The sequence below is a fragment of the Shewanella sp. S23-S33 genome, assembly GCF_043359565.1.
Classification (GTDB): domain Bacteria; phylum Pseudomonadota; class Gammaproteobacteria; order Enterobacterales; family Shewanellaceae; genus Shewanella; species Shewanella oncorhynchi.
In genome coordinates this window covers 12457-34429 of record NZ_JBHFFD010000021.1, presented here as the reverse complement: position 1 = coordinate 34429, position 21973 = coordinate 12457, and the positions used below count along the sequence as shown (strand labels likewise).

Annotated in this window: 17 protein-coding genes; all 17 read left to right on the top strand. The window is 45.4% G+C overall.

All coding sequences use genetic code 11. From position 1 onward, the window contains the following. The first annotated feature begins 65 nt into the window (after positions 1–65). The 17 genes from ACHA99_RS06210 to ACHA99_RS06130 all read left to right on the top strand — a co-directional run bounded on the left by ACHA99_RS06210 (position 66) and on the right by ACHA99_RS06130 (position 21973). Positions 66–1097 carry an isoaspartyl peptidase/L-asparaginase family protein gene (locus tag ACHA99_RS06210; protein ID WP_263144772.1) on the top strand — a complete coding sequence of 344 codons (1032 nt, stop codon included), beginning with the start codon at positions 66–68 and terminating at the stop codon, positions 1095–1097. A gap of 386 nt (positions 1098–1483) precedes the next feature. Next, positions 1484–2488 (top strand): isopenicillin N synthase family oxygenase, encoded by a 1005-nt coding sequence (locus ACHA99_RS06205; RefSeq protein ID WP_263176353.1) that lies wholly within the window; start codon positions 1484–1486, stop codon positions 2486–2488. An 18-nt stretch (positions 2489–2506) separates the two neighbouring features. Continuing rightward, a complete protein-coding gene (locus ACHA99_RS06200) occupies positions 2507–3667 on the top strand; it encodes a trans-sulfuration enzyme family protein (RefSeq protein WP_393941709.1) in 1161 nt (386 codons plus the stop codon). A gap of 281 nt (positions 3668–3948) precedes the next feature. Further along, positions 3949–4314 (top strand): DUF4118 domain-containing protein, encoded by a 366-nt coding sequence (locus ACHA99_RS06195; protein ID WP_393941835.1) that lies wholly within the window; start codon positions 3949–3951, stop codon positions 4312–4314. A gap of 12 nt (positions 4315–4326) precedes the next feature. Continuing rightward, positions 4327–5808 carry a TrkH family potassium uptake protein gene (locus tag ACHA99_RS06190; RefSeq protein WP_393941707.1) on the top strand — a complete coding sequence of 494 codons (1482 nt, stop codon included), beginning with the start codon at positions 4327–4329 and terminating at the stop codon, positions 5806–5808. Between the two features lie 52 nt (positions 5809–5860). Beyond that, complete coding sequence (locus tag ACHA99_RS06185; RefSeq protein ID WP_393941705.1) at positions 5861–6859, top strand: FAD:protein FMN transferase; 999 nt, start codon at positions 5861–5863, stop codon at positions 6857–6859. A gap of 225 nt (positions 6860–7084) precedes the next feature. Further along, positions 7085–7165 carry a potassium-transporting ATPase subunit F gene (locus ACHA99_RS06180; protein WP_105252297.1) on the top strand — a complete coding sequence of 27 codons (81 nt, stop codon included), beginning with the start codon at positions 7085–7087 and terminating at the stop codon, positions 7163–7165. Positions 7166–7173: 8 nt separating this feature from the next. Continuing rightward, a complete protein-coding gene (kdpA, locus tag ACHA99_RS06175) occupies positions 7174–8898 on the top strand; it encodes a potassium-transporting ATPase subunit KdpA (RefSeq protein WP_393941703.1) in 1725 nt (574 codons plus the stop codon). 2 nt (positions 8899–8900) lie between these two features. Continuing rightward, the gene (kdpB, locus tag ACHA99_RS06170) at positions 8901–10919 is read left to right on the top strand and encodes a potassium-transporting ATPase subunit KdpB (RefSeq protein WP_393941701.1); all 2019 of its coding nucleotides are present in this window, start codon (positions 8901–8903) and stop codon (positions 10917–10919) included. Between the two features lie 9 nt (positions 10920–10928). Beyond that, on the top strand, positions 10929–11528 hold the full coding sequence (gene kdpC, locus ACHA99_RS06165; protein ID WP_393941699.1) for a potassium-transporting ATPase subunit KdpC: 600 nt from the start codon (positions 10929–10931) through the stop codon (positions 11526–11528). Positions 11529–11562: 34 nt separating this feature from the next. Next, the gene (locus tag ACHA99_RS06160; protein WP_393941697.1) at positions 11563–12324 is read left to right on the top strand and encodes a TorF family putative porin; all 762 of its coding nucleotides are present in this window, start codon (positions 11563–11565) and stop codon (positions 12322–12324) included. Between the two features lie 2 nt (positions 12325–12326). After that, positions 12327–14987 (top strand): ATP-binding protein, encoded by a 2661-nt coding sequence (locus tag ACHA99_RS06155; RefSeq protein WP_393941695.1) that lies wholly within the window; start codon positions 12327–12329, stop codon positions 14985–14987. 49 nt (positions 14988–15036) lie between these two features. Further along, positions 15037–15720 (top strand): response regulator, encoded by a 684-nt coding sequence (locus tag ACHA99_RS06150; protein WP_028760150.1) that lies wholly within the window; start codon positions 15037–15039, stop codon positions 15718–15720. A gap of 569 nt (positions 15721–16289) precedes the next feature. Next, a complete protein-coding gene (locus tag ACHA99_RS06145) occupies positions 16290–16706 on the top strand; it encodes a CBS domain-containing protein (protein WP_028760149.1) in 417 nt (138 codons plus the stop codon). A 122-nt stretch (positions 16707–16828) separates the two neighbouring features. Then, positions 16829–20704 (top strand): ATP-dependent RNA helicase HrpA, encoded by a 3876-nt coding sequence (hrpA, locus tag ACHA99_RS06140; RefSeq protein ID WP_393941692.1) that lies wholly within the window; start codon positions 16829–16831, stop codon positions 20702–20704. An 809-nt stretch (positions 20705–21513) separates the two neighbouring features. Next, on the top strand, positions 21514–21672 hold the full coding sequence (locus tag ACHA99_RS06135) for a nitrate reductase (protein ID WP_028760147.1): 159 nt from the start codon (positions 21514–21516) through the stop codon (positions 21670–21672). A gap of 43 nt (positions 21673–21715) precedes the next feature. Then, positions 21716–21973: a chaperone NapD gene (locus ACHA99_RS06130; protein ID WP_028760146.1), complete on the top strand. Its 258-nt coding sequence runs from the start codon at positions 21716–21718 to the stop codon at positions 21971–21973.

The following is a 21973-nucleotide window of genomic DNA, read 5'->3' as shown; positions in this document are numbered from 1 at the left end:
GAGATGATTGAAATTACACGATGAAATGGTTACAAAGGACGCTACTTTTTAAGGGGATGTAAAGAATGAAAACAAAATTAGCCACCTTTAGTTTAATTATTTCGGGCCTACTTTTTATGTCACATAACACCTTTGCCAATGATAAACCGTTCGCCATTGCGATCCATGGCGGTGCGGGGACGATTTCTAAAGCTAATCTCACCCCTGAACAACGCCAAGCCTACAAAGATAAGTTAAAGGAAGCGGTCGATAAAGGCTCAAAAGTCTTAGAGGAGGGCGGTGACAGCTTAGTGGCAGTACAAACCGCAATTAATATCCTTGAAAATAGTGCTCTGTTTAATGCTGGTATAGGCGCGGTTTATACCTATGACGGCGGACATGAATTAGATGCCTCTATTATGGATGGCAAAACCATGAATGCTGGCGCTGTCGCTGGAGTGCGTCATATTGCCAATCCAATTGACTTAGCCTTGGCCGTGATGAATAAATCTGAGCACGTGATGCTCTCGGGCGCAGGAGCGGAAGAATTTGCCCTGACTCAAGGCTTTACTTTAGTGCCAAACCATCATTTTGATACTGACGAGCGTTATCAGCAATTACTCGATGCACGGCAAAAACTGCAAGTTGCGGCTAAATCTGAACAAGTTGCTAATGTTGAGATGAAGGACCTCGATTACAAATTTGGTACCGTTGGTGCTGTCGCCTTAGATAAAAAGGGTAACTTAGCTGCAGGTACATCGACCGGTGGTATGACGGCAAAACGCTTTGGTCGTATCGGTGACTCTCCTGTCATCGGTGCTGGCACTTATGCTGAAAACGGTGTTTGTGCCGTATCGGCAACGGGTCATGGTGAATTCTTTATCCGTTACCTCGTCGCGGGGGATATTTGTGCCAAGGTGAAATATCAGCAAAAATCTATCATTCAGGCTGCAGATGAAGTTATTAATCAACGTCTTATCACTGCTGGCGGTTCGGGGGGGGTGATTGCAGTCGATCAGCGTGGCAATATTGCTACGCCATTTAATACCGAAGGTATGTACCGCGCCACCCGTAGTAATGGTGAGCCAGCCCAAGTGCTAATTTGGCATGATCAATAATGTCATTGGTAGAAGCATCTAGGTTTATAACTGACATGACTTAGAAACGTTAAAACTTAAAAAACTTAAAAAGCGAGTGCCGCAAAAGTGGACTCGCTTTTATTTTTATATCTTAATTTTACTAATGCATTGAAAAGTAACCAGATAAATATCATTAAGCAGTATGGCTTATGATGTTTATCTGAGTGGGCGGTTTGAGTTGGCCTAATAATTAGCGTTGTTTTAACCTTTGAAATTCAAATCTAGCAGTATAGAAGCCTAGATTTCTATATATCCAAATGATCTATTATTACCGTTTAATATATCAAATAGTTATTAATTCATTATCCATCGACCCATAAAGGCATAGAATCCGGCTCAGACAATGCATTAAATGGGAGTCATTGATGGAACAATTACCGATATTGAATTTAAGTGATTGGCATGCCGGTGGACAACGTCGTAACGCTTTTATTACTAAGCTTGCCGATGCTGCCAGAAGAATAGGGTTTTTCTATCTCACCGGCCACGGCATTGAGCTTGCTAGACAGCAGCACGTACTTAAGTTAGCGGCAGATTTCTTTGCGCTGCCCGTCGTAGATAAACTTGCGGTGAAAATGGCTAATACACCGCATTTTCGCGGTTATACCCGTTTGCAAGGTGAATTGACCTTAGGGAAACCGGACTTGCGGGAACAGTTTGATATCATGCAAGAAGAAGTGGCTAACCCTCAGCAGTCTGATGTGCCTATATGGTGGCAGCTACAGGGGCCTAATCAATGGCCGTCACAATTACCACAGATGAAATCGACTTTATTGGCATGGCAACAGGATTTAGCCGATACCAGTGTCACACTATTGAGGGCTTTAGCTGTTGCGCTAGAGCAGCCAGAAAGCGCCTTTGATGCCACGATCGAAGCGGGTCCTTATCAGCATATGAAGCTTATTCGCTATCCCAGCGCGGATGGACAGACTTCAGGCCAAGGTGTAGGGGCACACAAAGATCCTGGCTATTTGACCTTAGTGCTGCAAGATAAGCAATCCGGTTTAGAGGTTCAGACTGACAACGGTTGGTTAAGCATACCGCCATTAGAAGACGCCTTTGTGGTGAATATAGGTGAATTACTTGAGTTGGCTTCTAATGGGTATTTAAAGGCAACCAACCATAGGGTGACTAGCCCGCCTGCTGGGGTCGAGCGCTACTCGTGTGCCTTTTTTATGGCGGCGCAGTTGAATGCGACAGTTCCTTTGTTACCTTTGCCAAAGCATCTGGCGAACCAAGCTCAAGGACCGGCAAGCGATCCATTAAATCCTCTTTTCCACCAAGTGGGCCAGAACGTATTAAAAGGGCGTTTGCGCTCTCATCCCGACGTTGCTCAAGCACATTACGCCTCATTCGCTCATGCCATTTAATGGTTATTAGGATCTATTATGCAATTTAAAACTAAATTACTTCACACCCATTATGCCGCTGATAACTCGACGGGCGCTCTTACAACTCCTATCTATCAAAGTAGCACCTTCGCCTACGGTAGTGCCGAGGATGGTCGAGCCCGTTTTGCAGGTGAGCAACCGGGCTTTATCTACAGTCGCATGGCGAATCCGACAGTGCAGGCGCTTGAATATCAATTAGCACAACTGGAAGGGGCTGATGAAGCACTCGTTGTTGCGAGTGGGATGGCGGCAATCAGCAGTATTTTCTATGCCTTAGCGAGTCAATGCGATGAAATCGCATTTATCGACCCCGTATACGGTGGCACTGCGGCATTTTTAATCCAAACGTTAACCCGCGCGGGTATTACTGTGCGCCGTTATCAAGATGATGATCATTTATTGGCAGAGATTACCGCCGAAACAAAAATGATTTTATTTGAGCCCATCACTAATCCGACCTTAAAAGTCAGTGACTACCGTAAGGTTAAGCTTGCCGCCGAAAAAGTGGGCGCTATAACCATTTGTGATAATACGTTTTTAACCCCGTATTTATTCAAACCGCTGGAACATGGCATTGATATTGTGATGCACTGTGCCACTAAGTATTTAAGCGGTCATGGCGATTTAATCGCAGGTGTTGTCGCTGGACCTAAGGCATTAATGCAACCTATCCGCACTATAGCACTTAAACATATCGGCGCTGCGATTGGGCCACAGGAAGCCTATTTATTACAGCGAGGCTTACGTACCTTAGCACTTAGAATGGATGCACATCTTGCGGGCGCGGCTAAGGTCGCCGCTTTTCTTGCAAGCCATCCGAGCGTTGCAAAAGTTTATTACCCAGGGCTAGCAGAGGATCAAGGTCATCAAGTTCTGAGTGAAACCATCAACGCTTTTGGCGGTATGGTGAGTATTGAGCTCGAAGGCGGTTTTAATCGAGCTGCGCAGTTTTTAGATCATTTGAACTTGTTTACTCAAGCGGTCAGTTTAGGCGACTTAGAGAGCCTTGCCTGCCACCCCGCTAGTACCACTCATGCCGCTATGGATGCTGCGAGTCGGCTAGCTTCAGGGGTGAATGACAACCTGATTAGATTGAGCATTGGCGTCGAAGATCCTCAAGATTTGATTGCCGATCTTGAGCAAGCCTTAGCCATTTAAGCATATTGATACTAGCCATCCCCAGTTAAATTGATTGGGGATTTCAAAAGTATAATGTTATTAATTTCGTCTATATAAAGTTAATTCCCGTAATTTTTTACGTTTTTTTTACGCGTCAGAATTGTTTTCGTCTGTTAAAGTGAAAATCTGTATGGCATAACGACTTACATTTTGATGGAAAAACTAAGTGTTTTTAAACTCTCTGTTAGGTTGAGCTTTATTTCTGAGTGCTTACTCGCTATTTGCTTGTATTTACCCTCTTGGAGGGTGTCATCTAAAGCATTATTATTGTACTCCAACTCGTTGTCGTTATGATTACACTTCAATGTTGTTTTAAATATGCGTATATGGCTGCATTTTTTGAAGCTATTCGTGTTAATTTTTTATTTAACGCTCCTTATTATTCCCTCCCAATGATAGATGTGGCTGTTCTTATTAATCTAATCGCTTTTATTGTCATAGCCATTGTCGTGACGATAAGTCTACTTGCAGCCCACCTTAAACGACAACAAAGAGTATTCGGGGAAGCTCTATTTCCTAACCTAACTCTGTTATCGATTGCATATAATTTTAGAACAGGACGTGAGCGCTTGCATTTTATGATACCTAATAAATTATTCATTAAGTCTTTCACGATAAATATCTAAAGGTGAGTTAGAATGATTGCAGTCAGTGGAATACAGAAATCTAGCTCTCGATTTCATACCATAATTCATCTATGTAGCTTTTTGATTGTCATATATAGCTTCACCATGTTGATGCCTATCGCTGTTGCATTATTTTATAAAGATGGATATATCACTCCATTTTTAATCACATTCCTCCTTTCCCTTTTTATTGGTGTGGTCGGTTGGAGGATGACAAGTGAGGAAAATAAAAATCTGCAAAAACGTGATGGCTTCATGGTCGCTTGTTTATTTTGGCTGATATTTTCCTTAATGAGTGCATTACCTTTTCTTCTTGATAGACGATTGGACTTGAGTTTAACCGATGCCATGTTTGAAGGTGTGTCTGGCATTACGACGACTGGAGCCTCGATTTTTTCAGATATTGATCAACTACCCAAATCGATTTTATTTTATCGAGCACAGCTTAATTTCCTCGGTGGGTTAGGGATAATTGTTTTGGCCGTTGCAATTATGCCATTTCTTGGTATTGGTGGCGCAAAATTATATCAATCTGAGATGCCAGGTCCCATGAAAGAGGAAAAGATGACGCCCCGCCTTGCGGATACGGCTCGAAATTTATGGGGGCTTTATAGCGTACTTGCCTTAGGTTGTGCAGTTGCTTATAAACTTGCAGGAATGAATTGGTTTAATGCCATATGTCATAGTCTATCTACCGTTTCATTGGGTGGATTTTCCACACATAGTGACAGCTTAGGATATTATAACAGTGCTGCAATTGAGCTTGTGGGTGGTGTGTTTTCAATACTTGCAGCAATCAATTTCGCCTTATACTACATAGTGTTAGTTCGGCGAAGCTTCAAGCCTATTTGGTATAATGCGGAGGTTCGATTTTTTATTCTCATATTATCTATCGTTATTGGGATCGCTTGTTTAGAGCTGAATCGTACTCAAACTTTTGATATTAAAGATTCATTGGTACATGGATTTTTTCAAACAGTTTCAGTTATGACTGACAATGGATTAGCCTCTGCAGGTTATCCTAATTGGCCCAGTCATATTGTGCTTTTATTATTAGGCGCGAGCTTTTTTGGTGGATGCTTTGGTTCTACTTGTGGCGGTATTAAAGCTGTCAGATTTTTACTTTTGTACCGTCAAGGGATCCGAGAAATTCATCAATTGGTTCATCCGAATGCCATTTTAACGACAAAGATCAGTGGCCAAGTCGTTTCAGACAGAGTTATTCGTTCAGTATGGGGATTATTTTTCCTGTACATATTTTTTACTTGCGTTTTTGTATGGGGATTGGTCGCCATTGGACATGATTTTGCCACCGCCTTTGGAACCGTCGCTGCGTGCATTAATAATATGGGAATTGGTTATGGTGACACTGCATCTGGATTTGGCACGTTAAAAGATGCGGCTAAATGGCTGATGTGTGTCGCTATGCTTTTTGGGCGATTAGAAATATTTCCTGTACTCATCATTTTCTCACGGGCATTCTGGCGATTTTAATTTTAAGTGTATTTTATGGTTAATTTGTCGAATTGACTGGGAGGGGCAGTAAATGAAATGGTTATTAACATCTATATTACTCATTATGCTAGTAGGGTGTCAGAAATCGCCAGTTTATACCAAGTTAGAAGGCCTTGCGCAGGGGACGAGTTGGCATGTGACATTTTGGAGTAAAGACAAGATAAATAGTACAGAGATAAATCGCGAGATTGAGCGGCAATTGGCAGAAATAGATCTTCATATGTCTACTTATCGTTCAGATTCAGTGATTTCTCGTTTTAACAGTATGCACTCTGCTATGGCGGTCGGGGATGATATTTTAGGGCTCATAGGGATAGCCAAGGAGGTCACTTCAAAAACGGAGGGTTGTTATGATTTGACCATTAAACCATTATTCGATTTGTGGGGATTTACCCATAATCAATTAACTATTCCTACAGAAAGTGCACTTCAACAGACATTAACCTATGTTGGCTTACATCATTTAAGTATTGATAATCAAATGTTAACTAAAGATTTACCAGAGGTACATCTTGATTTATCTTCGATTGGACAGGGATATAGTGTTGGCAAAGTTGCAGATGTGCTAAAGCGATACAATATCGATAATTATTTGGTAGAGATTGGCGGCGAAATGGTCGTACACGGCAGTAAACTCGATGGTTCTGCTTGGAAAATCGCGATTGAAAAACCACTGCCCGAACAGCGAACAATGCAAAAGGTTCTGCTTATTGATTTCCCTCAAGCGATCATGACATCGGGTACATATCGTCATTATTTTGATCATTTAGGGCAGCGTTATTCACATATTATTGATGCGCGAACCGGTAAACCCGTAACCCATAACACAGTATCTGTAACTGTATTGGCAACGGATCCGGCTAGAGCAGATGCTTGGTCTACAGCGCTATTATGTTTAGGAAGTCAAGAAGGATTAGTCGTCGCTAATCAGAATGATATAAAAGCATTATTTATTGATGACAATAAAGGTGTACTTAAAGAGATTAAGACTGATAGCTATAATAAAATGAAAAATATAGAGCTTAATTAATCTACAATATCATCGCTAGGTCATGTGTTAATGCCAGTTAGTATTTCTAGCTGGCATTTTTATTTTACTTTTATAGCTAATGCCATGGTTTATTGTGGCCTTATTTACCACTGATTATGATGACTTTTACGTATTCTTTACGGGATTAGTCATTTGAACTCTAGAGACTTTACGCGGTTAATTCATATATTTGTCCTGTTACTCACTTTCTTAAGGACAAATTATATGGACTGGATATTTCTAATACTTTCCATAGCACTTTTCATCTACTTAGCAGTGGCAATGTTTGCCCCTAATAAGTTTTAGGAGTCGTTATGTTTGAAATTACCCTTATTTTTACTACTGCGCTTGGGCTCGCATGGCTGTTGGGATCCTATATGACAGGAGTTTTCTCTGGTCAGTCCCATTTTTCAGATCGTTTATTTAATCCCATTGAAAAGTGGATTTATCGGGCTATAGGCGTAAATGCCCATTCGGGGATGACATGGAAATCCTATGGTGCGGCGTTTCTTATCAGCAACTTGGTACTTGGCATTTTGGCGTTTCTTATCCTTAAATTCCAACATGTGTTACCGCTTAACCCCGATGGCATAGGACCATTATCTTGGGATCTGGCTTTACACACTGCGGTGTCATTCCTCACCAATACCAATCAACAGCACTATTCCGGGCAGGCTCAGCTCAGTTATTTATCCCAAGGATTTGTCATTGTTACGCTGCAATTTGTCACTCCAGCCATGGCGCTGGCGGTTTGTGTGGCGATTTTGCGGGGAATGTTAGGTGGGTTGAATAATGACAGCGCCAAAGAGGGTGAGGCTCGAAATCTGGGTAACTATTATGTTGACCTAGTGCGCGGTGTACTCAGACTTATGCTGCCATTAGCGGCTATTGTGGCGCTGTTACTGACTTGGCAAGGCGTACCGAGTAGTTTTGACGGTGCGCAAAAAGTAAACACCTTAGATTCTGCATCGCATATCACTGAGCAGGTCGTTCCGATTGGCCCTGTAGCATCTATGGTGGCCATTAAGCAGTTAGGTACTAATGGCGGGGGCTGGTATGGCCCCAACAGCAGTAACCCGCTAGAAAACCCAACGCCAGTCAGTAATGCAATCGAGACCATTGCCTTAGTGCTGATCCCTATGGCCGTCGTCTTTATGGCTGGCGGAATGCTAAGACGCAAAAAATTTACCTTGATGGCTTTGGTGGCTATGGGTTTATTAAGCGTCAGTTTTCTTGGGGCAACTGTGTACAGCGAGTTGCAACCCAACGCCGCCTTTGCGGGATTAAGCGCCCAAGGGCCTAATATGGAGGGTAAAGAAGTTCGCTTTGGACCTGAGCTTTCGGCGCTATGGGCTTCTTTTACCACACAAACCTCTAACGGTTCGGTCAATGCCATGCACGATTCATTCAATCCAATCGGGGGATTGATGACGCGATCAGGCATGTTACTTAATGCGATATGGGGCGGTATTGGCTGCGGTTTCGTTAATTTTATCGTTTATGTGTGGATTGCTGTTTTCTTATCGGGATTGATGATTGGCCGTACGCCAGAGATATTTGGTCGTAAGCTCGAAACCCGTGAAATCACCCTTTTGGGAAGTCTATTAGTTTTACCTACCTTGTGCGTCTTAGGTTTGACGGCGATCACTGTGGCGATCCCGAGTATTACGGGCAACAGTAACCCCGGCTTTCATGGGATTTCGCAAGTCTTTTACGAATATACCTCCGCTTTTGCTAATAACGGTTCGGGTTTTGAAGGTTTAGGTGATAACACGCCTTGGTGGAATATCAGTTGCGTTATCGCCTTACTGCTTGGTCGATATCTGCCGCTGTTTTTACCGCTGGCGATTGCGGGGATGATGTCGAGTAAAAGAGTGAGCCCTGACAGTAACGCGAGCTTGAAGCTCGAGAGTCCCACCTTTTGTTTCACCCTTATTGCTGTGATTTTAATCATTAACTTCTTGTCTTTCTTACCTGCGGCGGTATTAGGGCCTATTGGCGAAGCTTTAGAACTTGCCACTATGAGTCTGGAGAAATAGTCATGCATAAACCTGCTCAAATATTAGATAGCGCCGGCGTGAAGCAAGCTGCCTTTGGTGCTGTAAAGAAAATGTCCTTAGTGAGTATGGCTGGCAACCCTGTGATGTTCGTAGTGATGGTCGGCGCTTTACTCGCCGCTTTGATCACTGGACAAAAGTTCTTCAATGGCGAGACGGTTGGTTTTGAGTTAGCCACGACCCTTATTCTTTTGCTTACCGTGTGGTTTTCTAACTTTGCGGAATCCGTGGCAGAGGCAAGGGGTCGCGGACAAGCGGCCAGCTTAAAGTCGGCGAAAGAGGCCTTGCAGGCTCGGCGTATACGCCACGGTGAGTTGGAATCAGTATCCGCAACTTTGCTTGTCAAAGGCGATAAGGTGAAGGTTTTACAGGGTGATTATATTCCTGCCGATGGTGAAATCATTGAAGGGATAGCCACGATCAACGAATCGGCGATTACCGGTGAATCTGCGGCTGTGCTGCGTGAAGCGGGTACAGATCATTCCGGTGTGATTGGCGGCACTAAGGTACTTACGGGTGAAATTACCGTGCTGGTTGCCAACGATCCTGGGAATAGCTTCTTAGATCGTATGATAGGGCTGGTCGAAGGGGCGAAGCGTCAGAAAACACCGAACGAAACGGCGTTGACTGTGCTACTTGCATCATTGACTGCGGTTTTCCTCATCGTGGTGGTGACTTTGCCACCCATGGCGGGTTTCGTCGGTGCAAGCCTTGATTACACTATGTTAATTGCGCTGTTAGTGTGTTTGATCCCTACGACGATTGGTGGCTTGTTACCTGCCATTGGTATTGCAGGCATGAACCGCGCCTTAGCCGCCAATGTGGTCGCTAAATCGGGTAAAGCCGTGGAAGTTGCGGGGGATATCGATACGTTACTGCTAGATAAAACTGGCACTATCACTTTCGGTGATCGTCAAGCGACCGCATTTTTACCCGTGAAAGGCATTGCAGCTGAGATGTTGCGTGATGCGGCGGTGCTGTCTTCCCTCGATGACCCCACCCCTGAAGGGAAATCTGTACTCAAATTGGCCATAGATTTGGGCGCGGTGTTACCCGTCAAACCTACGGATGCGACTTTTATCCCATTTACACCGGAGACTCGGGTTTCTGGGGTCATTTTAACCGATGGTATTCAAGGCATTAAAGGCGCGGGCGATGCGATGCAGTTTTGGGCGCAGCAGCATCAAATTCACTGGCCTGAATCTGTTAACGCGCTTATCCGCAAAGTGGCTTTGCAGGGGGGCACTCCCTTAGTCGTCGCCAGTGGCACGCACATTTTAGGGGTTATAGCCTTAAGTGACGTGATTAAGCCAGGCGTTGCGGAGCGGTTTGCCCGTTTAAGGGCGCTCGGTGTACGGACCATCATGGTGACAGGGGATAATCCGCTAACGGCTGGCGTGATTGCCGCCGAAGCTGGGGTTGATGATTTTGTCGCTGAAGCTAAACCTGAGGATAAACTTGCCCTTATTCGCGCAGAGCAGGCCAAAGGTCGATTAGTGGCTATGGTGGGGGATGGTACTAACGATGCGCCGGCATTAGCGCAGGCCGATGTAGGTCTTGCGATGAACTCAGGTACCCAAGCCGCTAAAGAAGCTGGCAATATGGTGGACTTGGATTCAGATCCCACTAAATTACTGGCTATCGTTGAAGTCGGAAAACAATTGCTGATCACCCGCGGCGCCTTGACTACATTTTCTCTCTCTAATGATGTGGCTAAGTATTTTGCCATTATTCCAGCGGTATTTGCGGGGGCTTTGCCTGCGATTGGTGCACTGGATCTGATGCAGCTTCACAGCCCAACCTCAGCCGTACTCGCAGCGCTCGTATTTAATGCTCTTATCATTCCCGCCTTAATTCCATTGGCATTAAAAGGCATCAAGCTCAGACCCATAAGTGCCGAAAAATTACTGCGAAATAACATGCTGATTTATGGCTTAGGTGGGGTGGTTTTACCCTTTGTCGGCATTAAAGCGCTCGACTCAATCATTGCCCTTATGCTCTAGGAGACAGTAATGAATTCAATCGTATATACCACTAAAACTCAGCATGCCGTTATGGGATTGAGAGCCAGTCTTGCCCTGTTATTTGTGTGTGGTGTTGTCTATACCGGCACTGTGACTCAGCTCGGTGGCGCTTTATTTCCCGTACAAGCTAAGGGCAGTGTGATCCACAGGGATAATGTCGCTATAGGTTCTGAGTTCATCGCTCAGCCCTTTGTTAATCCTGCCTATTTTTATAGTCGGCCGAGCGCTGTCGGTTACGATCCTATGGCGACAGGTGGTAGTAACCTTGCGCCGAGTAACCCGGCGTTACGTGAACGTGTGATGGCAACGAGCCAAGAAATCCAAGTCAGGGAATCCGTTCAGGCCGCAGATATTCCAGTGGATTTACTCGCCACATCGGGGGCGGGACTGGATCCTCATATTTCACCCGCAGCGGCCAAACTGCAAGTCGCGCGCGTGGCTCAGGCTCGACAGTTAACCGAACCACAAGTGTTGACCTTAGTGGCGCAATTTATCGAACCACCGCAGTGGGGCATTTTTGGGCAAGCGCGCGTCAATGTGCTCAAGCTCAACCTCGCTCTCGACCAGATTGCTAAACACGCTCAATAAAACAATATTCTACTGAATTTAAGGATAAATTTTTATGTTACCGATTAAGTCTGCTCCTTGTTCGCGCCTCTGTGCGGGTGTGATGATGGCATTATCTTCACTCTCTATGAGCGCGCTTGCCAGCACTGAGACTCATGGGGGCAATGCCTCTTGGCAGAGTCAAGGGAGTGTGATGCTCATCAGTGATTATGCGTTTCGCGGTATTTCTCAAACTGATGAAGGACCTGCAGTTCAAGCAGGGTATACCTTAAACCATGATTCTGGCTGGTATGGCTCGCTTTGGGGCAGTAACATCGAATTTGGGGATGGAAGTTTAGAACTCGACTTGTCCGCTGGCTGGGCTAAAGATTGGGATAATGGCTTAACAACGGACCTAGGCGTGATACGTTACCAATACTCTCAGGACGATACCGACCTGAGTTATAACGAAATTTATGCTGTGGTAAGCTACGCCGATGCTAAGTTAGGGCTGGTTTATTCTCCTGATTATTTTGGCGAGAATGTGGACGATTTTCAGTATGTTTACGCCAGTTATGAACCGCAGCTGTTCTCTAATGTAAGTCTAGTACTGCATCTTGGGAGCAATTTTTTTGCTTCTCAGCAAGATATGGCACTGTTTTTAGGTTCTATGGCCGCTAGCAATAGCCACTATTTAGATTGGCGAGTTGGGCTGAACCTCAATATGACTGAGCAGGATGTGTTGAGTGTCGGTTATGTCGATACGGATTTATCGCAGAGTCAGTGCCAGTCCCTGTGTGATGCGCGCTGGATAGTGAGTCTTTCAAGGAGTTTCTAATCGTGGTACCAATCAGTCAAACACAGCAAGCCAATGCGCTCTTAAGTCAGATACAGCAAAATGATAAAGGTAAACTGACGGTTTTTCTTGGGGCGGCACCTGGCGTGGGCAAGACCTATGCAATGCTCAGTGCGGCAAGGGAAATGGCCCAGCAAGGTGTCGATTTGCTGGTTGGACTGGTGGAAACCCATGGGCGTGCCGATACCGAGGCCATGGTAGCGGGTTTTGAGGTATTGGCACGTAAACCCATTGATTATCATCATAATCGTTTAACGGAATTCGATTTGGATGCAGCGCTGCTTCGTCGGCCTAAGCTTATCTTAGTCGATGAGTTGGCCCACACGAATGTCCCCGGTAGTCGCCATAAACGGCGCTATCAAGACGTCGCAGAATTATTAGCTGCGGGCATTGATGTCTATACCACAGTCAATATCCAACATTTGGTCAGTTTGAATGATCTGGTTTTGCAAATTACTCAAGTGCGGGTACGGGAAACCGTCCCCGATCGCTTCCTTGATGAAGCCCATGAAATTATATTTGTTGATTTACCGCCATCAACACTCATCGAACGCTTACAGCAAGGCAAAGTTTATCTGCCAGAGTATGCTCGCTCGGCTTTAGATGCTTTTTTTTCGGTCTCGAATTTGACGGCACTGCGCGAATTGGCAATGAAAAAAGTCATAGAGCGAGTCGATGCAAAACTGATTTGTGAACTCGATGCCAAAGCACAGGGAACAGATTTTGTTCTCAAAGACAGATTGTTGGTTTTAGTGAGTAACAGCAGTGATCATCAGTATTTGATCCGCATAGGTCGGCAGATTGCCGAGCGGCGGCAAATTCCTTGGTTAGTGCTTTGGGTCGATACCGGCAAAGCGCTGGGCCTTTATCAGCGGAAAAGGCTAAATGAGGCCTTTGCCTTAGCGAAGGAACTTGGCGCGCAGACCGAAGTATTACGCGACACGAGCAGTTATCAGGCCATTTTACCTTACATAGCCCTGCATCGAATTAACACAGTATTAGTCGGCGCGGGTGTGAAACGCACCTATCCTTGGTGGCGTAAAAGACTGTATCAACGCTTGATTGAGTCTGGTTTACCTGTTGAGGTGAGTGTCTATCACGCACCCGAAAACCAAATGCAAGTACGAGATCCTATTACGCCTAAAGCCAGTTTTGGTGATCTTCGAGGCCATATTCTTGGGCTGATTGGCGTGGTGGTTATTTTTCCGCTGGTGGCATTTTTAGATGCTTGGCTCAGTAATGGCAATCTGGTGTTGTTATATGTTTTCTTGATTGTCAGCATTGGTTTAACCTATGGCGCTAGGCCTGCCATGGCAACCGCGGTGTGGTCTTTTTTCAGCTTTAATTTCTTTCTTACTGATCCCAAATTTACTATGAATGTAAATAGTCAGGATGATATTGCCACTTTAATCTTTTTGATGTGTATAGGGCTTATCAGTGGCCCTGCGGCATCTCGGATCAGAAATCAGTTTATTTTACTGCGTGAGTCAAATCGTTATGCTGAAACCTTAAAAGATGTTGCCCAAGAATTATCGGTCGCCGATGATGAAAAAGCCCTTTGGCAAACGATAGGGCGCAAGATTGCTGGTTCAGTGAATGCTGATTGTTATATTGTTTTGCAGCGTAAAGATGGTCAGCGATCCTATTTACCACTGTTGAATACGCCATTTAACGACCTTGATTTAGCCGCAATCGATTGGACCTTGCGCCATGGGCAAGCGGCGGGGCGTTTGAGCGATACCTTGAGCGCATCGGGTGTGAGTGTGTTCCCCATTGAACTTGAAGGTACGACGATTGGCGCGGCGATTTTAGATTGGCAACCTACGGTCAACGAACTCAGTCCGTTTGATAGAGAGCTTATTTTAGCCATGTTACAGCAAGGCGCTAATACATGGCGGCGTATTCAGTTAGTGTCAGATCTTGAATCGGCACGGGTGAAAACAGAAATTGAGCAGTTACGTTCCGCATTATTATCGTCAGTGTCTCACGATCTAAAATCACCACTCTCAGCCATGATGGGGGCGGCGGAGAGCTTAAAATTATTGAATAAACAATTGCTAGAGGCTGACCGCAACGAGCTACTTGATACTATTTTGCAAGAAAGCCGTCGCTTGGACAGCTATATCCAAAATCTACTCGATATGACACGCCTGGGTCATGGCACTTTGAGCATAGAGCGTGATTGGGTTTCGGCAGATGACATTATTGGCAGCGTACTTGGCAGGCTTAAACGCTATTTCCCTAATGCAATCGTTGAATATCACAGAGAGAAAGAACCCCCACTTCTCTTTGTGCATGCGGCGCTGATTGAACAAGGATTATTTAACATTCTAGAGAATGCTGTTCGATTTTCACCACCAGAAGAGCCTATTTGTATTGAATTAACCATTTTTAATCACCGTTGCTGTATTGCCATTGAAGACAGAGGGCCGGGGATTCCCGCCAGTCATAGGGATCAAATTTTCGATATGTTTTATGTGGTTGCCGATGGCGATCAGAAAAAACAGAATACAGGTATGGGGCTGGCTATTTGCAAAGGCATGATAGCTGCACACGGCGGTAGTGTTCGCGTTACCGATTGCCTACAGGGGCAAGGTACTCGTTTTGAAGTTGAATTGCCGTTAGACTATCCCGTTCCTGGCTAATCATTTTCAGCCAAAATATCCTTAATAAACCACAGAATGGACTAGAGACGTGGCAATAAAAATCGTGGTTATCGATGATGAGACCCAAATACGCCGCATGCTGCGGATTGCACTCACCAGTGAGGGCTATGACGTTACCGAAGCTGAAAATGGTCAGCAAGGGCTCGCAGCTGTCGCTCGACAGCAACCTGAATTAGTGATTTTGGATTTAGGCTTGCCGGATATGGAAGGCCATCAAGTGCTACAGGAGTTACGGGGATGGTCCGATGTTGCTGTGATTGTATTGTCGGTTCGCAATCAAGATAAAGAAAAAGTCGCAGCATTAGATGCAGGCGCGCAGGATTATGTGACCAAACCCTTTAGTGTGGAAGAGTTACTGGCAAGGGTGCGAGCGATTTTAAGGGACCATATCAAACCTGAAAAATTACCCATATTAGATGACGGCAAGTTGCAGATTGATTTAAGTCGCAGGCTGGTTAAAGTTGATCATCAAATTGTTGAACTCACACCCAAAGAATACGCAGTATTGTCTAAATTGGCGTCGTCACCTAACTGCGTTGTCACTCAGACTCAGTTGCTCAAAGAAATTTGGGGGCCCGCTCATACAGAAGACACACATTATCTACGAATTGTGGTCAGTCACTTAAGGCAAAAATTAGGCGACTCCCCGAGTGAACCTCAGTATGTGCGGACTGAGCCCGGTGTGGGTTATCGCTTTTATATCGACTTATAGCTTGTATCAATAGCGAATTAAAACGCGTTGGAATGACAAGTAAAATGATCACCGAAGACTGATGGCATTACCTGCCTCAATCGGATACTTGCCTGATTTCAGTTTGTAGTGTTCGCTTCAGTTAACTCTAAGTCGCTATTTCTGGCTGCCTTTGTTGACGCTATTTTTGTCCTGTTAGCTCTTGTTGACATTGGATTATACCAATCGTATTAAATATCTGTTCATTCAGCGGGAGTTCAATGCGCTTTAGACAAGGCGAAGGCTTGAAGGCATAGTGGTGCTCTGTCGAAAGCCTTAAACGTAGTGTAAAGCGATTTGCCATGTAGTGAACATCAGCCGCCCTTCGGGAGCCACACAGGCATCCCACTTCGGTGTTGCATTGACTTAAAAGGGAATAACCATTTCTGCGTCAATGCGCCTTGGAGTGAGATGCCTGTGAGGCTCTGAACTGATTAGATATTTAATGTGATTGGTATTATGCACTAGATAAGCCCAATCGATATAAATCGCACATTCTTGCCGATATTTTGACTAGACTACAAACGTAGGGTTAATTCGAGGGAAAGACTATGGACTTAATTAAAATCCGCGACCATATGGATCGTCAGCCCGTGTTGCTGCGCGCTAATATGTCGCTTGCGACTGCGGTCGAAAAGCTGTTAGATAATAATAAAATGGGCGCAGCAGTGGTTGATGATACGGGCGATTTGGTGGGCTTTTTATCCCAGCAGGATTGTTTGGCTGTAATGATCAAAAGTAGCTATCACTGTGATATGACCTCAGTGGTGAAGGATTGCATGCGCACTGAAGTGCTGTTCGTTGGGCCAGATGACAGTATTTTGCAGCTCGCCGAACAAATGCTAGGGCCTAAACCTAAAGTGTATCCAGTGGTTGAACATGGCAAAGTAATTGGCACGATTAATCGCACCAATGTGCTCAAAGCCATGAATATCTATATGCAACAATGTTATCTGTCACCGGTTTAATCTAAGTCGAGCCAGTGCGAAACTGACACGCCATATACTGAGTGCAGAGTAAATTAGCAATACCATTACGCCACTTTCCTTGCTAGGATCGCCGTTTTTGATGCTAGCAATGGAATTTGGATTTGAACTCAGACAAACATCCGCTATCGAACGCCTTTCTTAATCTTTGTTATCAGAGCGACGCGTCGCGGATCCGTCGTCGTTTATTTAAGCTCAATAAAGAAGCCGACTCAGATAAAAAGACCCAAGTCTTAGCTCAGCTGAGCGAGCAAGCGCAGGCGGCGTTTGAGAAGGTTGAGCAGCGTCGTAACGCTCGGCCTAAAATCCACTATCCTGAAAACCTGCCCGTTTCCTTGATGCGCGATGATATTGCACGTGCGATTGCGGGCAATCAAGTGGTGATCATCGCCGGTGAAACGGGCTCGGGTAAAACGACCCAGTTACCTAAAATCTGTTTGGAATTAGGCCTAGGTTGCCGTGGCATGATAGGCCACACCCAGCCACGACGTTTAGCCGCCCGCAGTGTGGCGAGCCGAGTCGCCGAAGAATTACAAAGTCCGCTCGGTGAAGTGGTTGGCTTTAAAGTGCGTTTTGCCGATGCGCTTAAGAGTGACTCTTATATCAAGTTGATGACCGACGGTATTTTACTGGCGGAATTAACCTCCGATCGCAATCTCGATCAATACGATACCATCATCATAGATGAGGCCCACGAGCGCAGCCTCAACATCGATTTTATTCTGGGCTACCTCAAACAAATTCTCAAAAGACGCCCCGATCTCAAAGTTATTATCACATCGGCGACCATAGACGTTGAGCGTTTTTCTAAGCATTTCAACAATGCGCCTATTATCGAAGTGTCGGGCCGTACCTTTCCGGTCGAAACCCGTTACCGACCCTTAGTGCAAGATAGCGATGCCGATTTAGATCAAATCGAAGGCATTTTTGCCGCCGTCGATGAGTTGGTGGCCGAAGGGCTGGGCGACATTCTGATCTTTATGAACGGCGAGCGGGAAATTCGCGATACGGCCGAACAATTAAGTCGGCGTAATTACCGCGATACCGAAATTTTGCCGCTGTACGCACGTTTATCTTACGGTGAGCAGTCTAAAGTCTTCAGTAGTCACAGAGGTCGGCGGATTGTATTAGCGACCAACGTGGCGGAAACCTCGCTGACTGTGCCGGGCATTCGCTACGTTATCGATCCAGGTACGGCGCGTATCAGCCGCTATAGCTATCGCACTAAGGTGCAGCGTTTACCGATTGAACCTATCTCGCAAGCGAGCGCCAATCAGCGTCAAGGCCGTTGTGGTCGGGTGGGGCCGGGTATTTGTATTCGTTTGTACGATGAGGCGGATTTTAATAATCGTCCGGCCTTTACCGATCCTGAAATCTTGCGCACTAACTTGGCTTCGGTCATTTTGCAGATGCTCGCCATCGGTTTGGGTGATATCGCCGGTTTCCCTTTTATCGAGCCACCCGATCCACGCCATATCCGCGATGGTTTCCTGTTGCTCGAAGAATTACAAGCGGTTGAGAGTAAACACGGCAAGCTAGTGCTGACACCACTTGGGCGCAACTTGGCGCAAATTCCTGTGGATCCGCGTTTGGCGCGTATGGTGGTCGAGAGTCAGCAGTTAGGTTGTTTGAACGAAGTGCTAGTGATTGCCGCGGGCTTATCGATTCAAGATCCCCGCGAACGTCCGATGGAGAAGAAGCAAGCCAGTGATGAAGCCCATCGCCGTTTTGCCGATCCCAGTTCCGATTTCGTTAGCTGGATAAACCTGTGGCAGCACTTAAAAGATCAACAAAAAGAGTTATCTGCTAGTCAGTTCCGTAAAAAGTGCCGCGATGAATATTTGGCCTATTTGCGCGTTCGCGAGTGGCAGGATTTATACGCCCAGCTTAAACAAGCCGTGCACGATTTAAAGTGGCGCTTAAACGATACGCCAGCCAATTACGACAGCTTGCACCGCGCGCTCTTATCGGGCTTATTGAGTCATGTTGGTTTTAAAGATAACAATAACGAGTACTTAGGTGCCCGTAATCGTAAATTCTTTGTGTTTCCCGGTTCGCCACTGGCCAAAAAAGGCCCTAAGTGGATCATGGCGGCTGAGCTTACCGAAACCTCACGCTTATTCGCTCGCTGCTGCGCCAAAATCGAACCCGAATGGCTAGAGCCCTTAGCGGCGCATTTGATCAAGAAAAGCTATGTGGAGCCCCATTTTGAGGCAAAACCTGGCAGTGTTATCGCCCTTGAGAATCAAGTGCTCTACGGCTTGACGGTTGTTCACCGTCGTAAAGTGCAATACGGCCCCATCGATCCCGTTGAAGCGCGTGAGATTTTTATCCGCAGCGCTTTGGCTGAAGGGCAGTTACAGACCCAAGAAGCGTTTTTTGTCGCTAACCAAAAGCTGCTCGAAGACATTGAATCACTCGAACATAAATCCCGTCGCCGCGATATTTTGGTGGACGAGCAAGTGTTGGTGGATTTTTACGAGCCGCGGATCCCCGAGGGGATTTACAACGCCCAGCTGTTTTTTGGCTGGTGGAAGAAGGCCAAGCGCGAGCAACCGGATTTACTCGATTTCAGCAAAGCGCTGTTAATGCAGCGCAATGCCGACCATATTTCGACCTTGGATTTCCCCGATACGTGGCACAAGGGCAATTTGCGCCTGCAGCTAAGTTATCACTTTGAACCCGCGGCGGCGGATGATGGTGTGTCGGTGCACATTCCGGTGGCGCTACTTAATCAAATCGACGATAGCGATTTTGATTGGCTAGTGGCTGGGCTGAGGGAAGAAAAGTGCATCGCGCTGATCAAATCTTTGCCTAAGAGTTTACGGCGTAACTTTGTGCCCGCGCCTGACTATGCCCGCGCTTGTGTGCAGGCCATGGTGCCTTTTAGCGCCAGTTTGCTCGAGGCCATGTGTAAACAATTATTGCGCATGAGTGGCACGCGCATATCGCCGGATGATTTTGATTTAACGCAACTGCCTGCGCATTTGCAGATGAACTTTAAAATCGAAGACGATAAAAACAACTTAGTCGCTGAAGGTCGGGTGCTCGATACTTTAAAAGCCGAGTTGCAGGGCGTGGTGGCTAAGGCCATTCGTCAGGTGGCGGATAAAGGTATAGAGCAAGAAGCGTTAACTGAGTGGTCCTTTGGCGATTTGCCGCAGCAATATCAGCAGCAAAAAGGCAATTACCAAGTGCGGGCGTTTCCGGCGCTGATCGATAAAAAAGACAGTGTTGCGATCAAATTATTTGATGATGAATTTGAGGCCTTAGATGCCCATCGCCAAGGTCTGCGACGCTTATTGCTGCTAAACATTCCATCACCGGTGAAACACTTACAGCAAGCTTTGCCGAATAAGGCGAAATTGGCGATGTATTTCAATCCCTTCGGTCAAGTGCAAATCTTAATTGATGACATTATTGCCGCCGCTGTGCAGCAATTGTTGGATGAAAAAGCCCTCGATGTGCGTAATCAAGCCCAATTTGAGCAGGCAAAGGATTGGGTTCGCCAAGAACTCAACCCGACCGCCGAGCAAATTGCTTTGAAGGTTGAGCAGATTTTGACCTTGTATCAGAGCATTAAAAAGCGTCTTAAGGGCAAAATTAGCTTAGACATTGCCTTTGCTATGAGTGATATTCAAAGCCAATTAGACAAGTTAGTGTTTAAAGGGTTTGTCGAATCTTGTGGTTGGAATCGTTTAGCTGATGTGGCGCGTTACTTAAAAGCGATTGAAATCCGTGTCGAGAAGTTGCCCGTTGATCCGACTCGTGACCGTTTGCATATGCAGAGCATTAACAAGGTACAGGAAGCATTGAACGCACAACTGGCGAAAGTGCCACGTGCTATGCCGACACCACCTGCGTTAATCGAGGCGCGCTGGATGATTGAAGAGTACCGTGTCTCTTGTTTTGCACAGGTGTTAGGCACGGCATATCCGATATCTGAAAAGCGCATTTTGAATCATATTCAACAGGTTTAATAGACTGATTTAAAGGTCGAGCTGAGCGCCTTTGTCCGATTAATGTAACAATAACGCGATCAAAAAATGACTAAACAAACCGAGAAAACTAACCATTTTCTCGGTTTTTTATTTTCCTATACTTACGCTTCTCACGCGATATACCCCCACTGATGCGCCATGAAACGGGCCTTCTTTAACGTTATATCTACTCATGTCATTCATGTCCTAGTTATTTCCTAGTACCAAAGTTATTTCCTAGTACCAAAGTTATTTACTCACATCAAAGTTATCTACTTATTCTAGAGTCATCATTCTTCAATGGCTGAAAGTGACCACCTCAGATAAAACCAAGTGATCAACTGTGAGAGATACTGCTCGGCATATAAAATGAGCGCTTTTTTGGGGTGGCAGCGATGCTTTTATGCCGAATATCTTTCTTTTGGGATCAAGTCGTTATCTCGCATGTTTTAACACCTTTCTATTGCCTACTCCTTTATGAATACTCAGGTTTTTTTGGCGGTTTTTCTGTTGTTTTCTTGCAGTGATTTATCCATTTCAGTCGCTTATTAATCATAAAATAAATTCAATAATCTAATTTGTAATAGCAAAAAACGTTTAAAAACTGAGATCTGACGAATACTCACATCAAATTGATGATCTGGATCAAGCATCATCCGCTTTACCAATTTGGAGGTATACATTTTGTTAACAACTAAAAGGTATGATCGCTTCGTGATCCAAAGATGCAATAGATATACATAAAACCTGCCGCTGGCGATTTTTTGCAGCGCATTCAAAGTGGCAGGAACACACCTCTTGGAGGATGCATGAGTGCTAGCACCGCAGAAGAAAAATCCTTAGAACTGAAAATCTTTATCTTTTTAACCGTGTTTCTCGCACCGTTATTGTCCGTACTACTGGTCAGTGGTCTGGGCTTTGCTATTTGGTTCAGCCAAATTTTGACGGGTCCACCGGGCGCTGGTTAAACGTAACATCATCAAATAGTTAAAAATAAGAGTGGAATGTCGGATGAGCAAAGAACTCCATATCACCAGTTTAGTGGTGCAGGTCTTACCGCAGAAAATGGCAGATGTTAGACAACAGATAATGACCATTGAAAATGCCGAACTTTCCGTCAACAACGAAGTGAAATTGGTCGTCGTGATCGAAGGCGAGACGCAACGCGCCTTGATGGACAGTATCGAAGCGATCAATGCCATTCCGGGCGTGTTATCAGCCACTATGGTTTACCACCAGAGTGAAGTGCTCGAAGAGGGTGAAGAATGA

Bases quoted from the DNA above. Each gene is read 5' to 3' on its own strand.
- kdpA (WP_393941703.1), top strand. From the start codon at position 7,174: ATGTTTGAAATTACCCTTATTTTTACTACTGCGCTTGGGCTCGCATGG.
- ACHA99_RS06185 (WP_393941705.1), top strand. From the start codon at position 5,861: ATGAAATGGTTATTAACATCTATATTACTCATTATGCTAGTAGGGTGT.
- ACHA99_RS06135 (WP_028760147.1), top strand. From the start codon at position 21,514: ATGAGTGCTAGCACCGCAGAAGAAAAATCCTTAGAACTGAAAATCTTT.
- ACHA99_RS06190 (WP_393941707.1), top strand. From the start codon at position 4,327: ATGATTGCAGTCAGTGGAATACAGAAATCTAGCTCTCGATTTCATACC.
- kdpC (WP_393941699.1), top strand. From the start codon at position 10,929: ATGAATTCAATCGTATATACCACTAAAACTCAGCATGCCGTTATGGGA.
- ACHA99_RS06130 (WP_028760146.1), top strand. From the start codon at position 21,716: ATGAGCAAAGAACTCCATATCACCAGTTTAGTGGTGCAGGTCTTACCG.
- ACHA99_RS06210 (WP_263144772.1), top strand. From the start codon at position 66: ATGAAAACAAAATTAGCCACCTTTAGTTTAATTATTTCGGGCCTACTT.
- ACHA99_RS06180 (WP_105252297.1), top strand. From the start codon at position 7,085: ATGGACTGGATATTTCTAATACTTTCCATAGCACTTTTCATCTACTTA.
- ACHA99_RS06160 (WP_393941697.1), top strand. From the start codon at position 11,563: ATGTTACCGATTAAGTCTGCTCCTTGTTCGCGCCTCTGTGCGGGTGTG.
- kdpB (WP_393941701.1), top strand. From the start codon at position 8,901: ATGCATAAACCTGCTCAAATATTAGATAGCGCCGGCGTGAAGCAAGCT.
- ACHA99_RS06205 (WP_263176353.1), top strand. From the start codon at position 1,484: ATGGAACAATTACCGATATTGAATTTAAGTGATTGGCATGCCGGTGGA.
- ACHA99_RS06200 (WP_393941709.1), top strand. From the start codon at position 2,507: ATGCAATTTAAAACTAAATTACTTCACACCCATTATGCCGCTGATAAC.
- ACHA99_RS06145 (WP_028760149.1), top strand. From the start codon at position 16,290: ATGGACTTAATTAAAATCCGCGACCATATGGATCGTCAGCCCGTGTTG.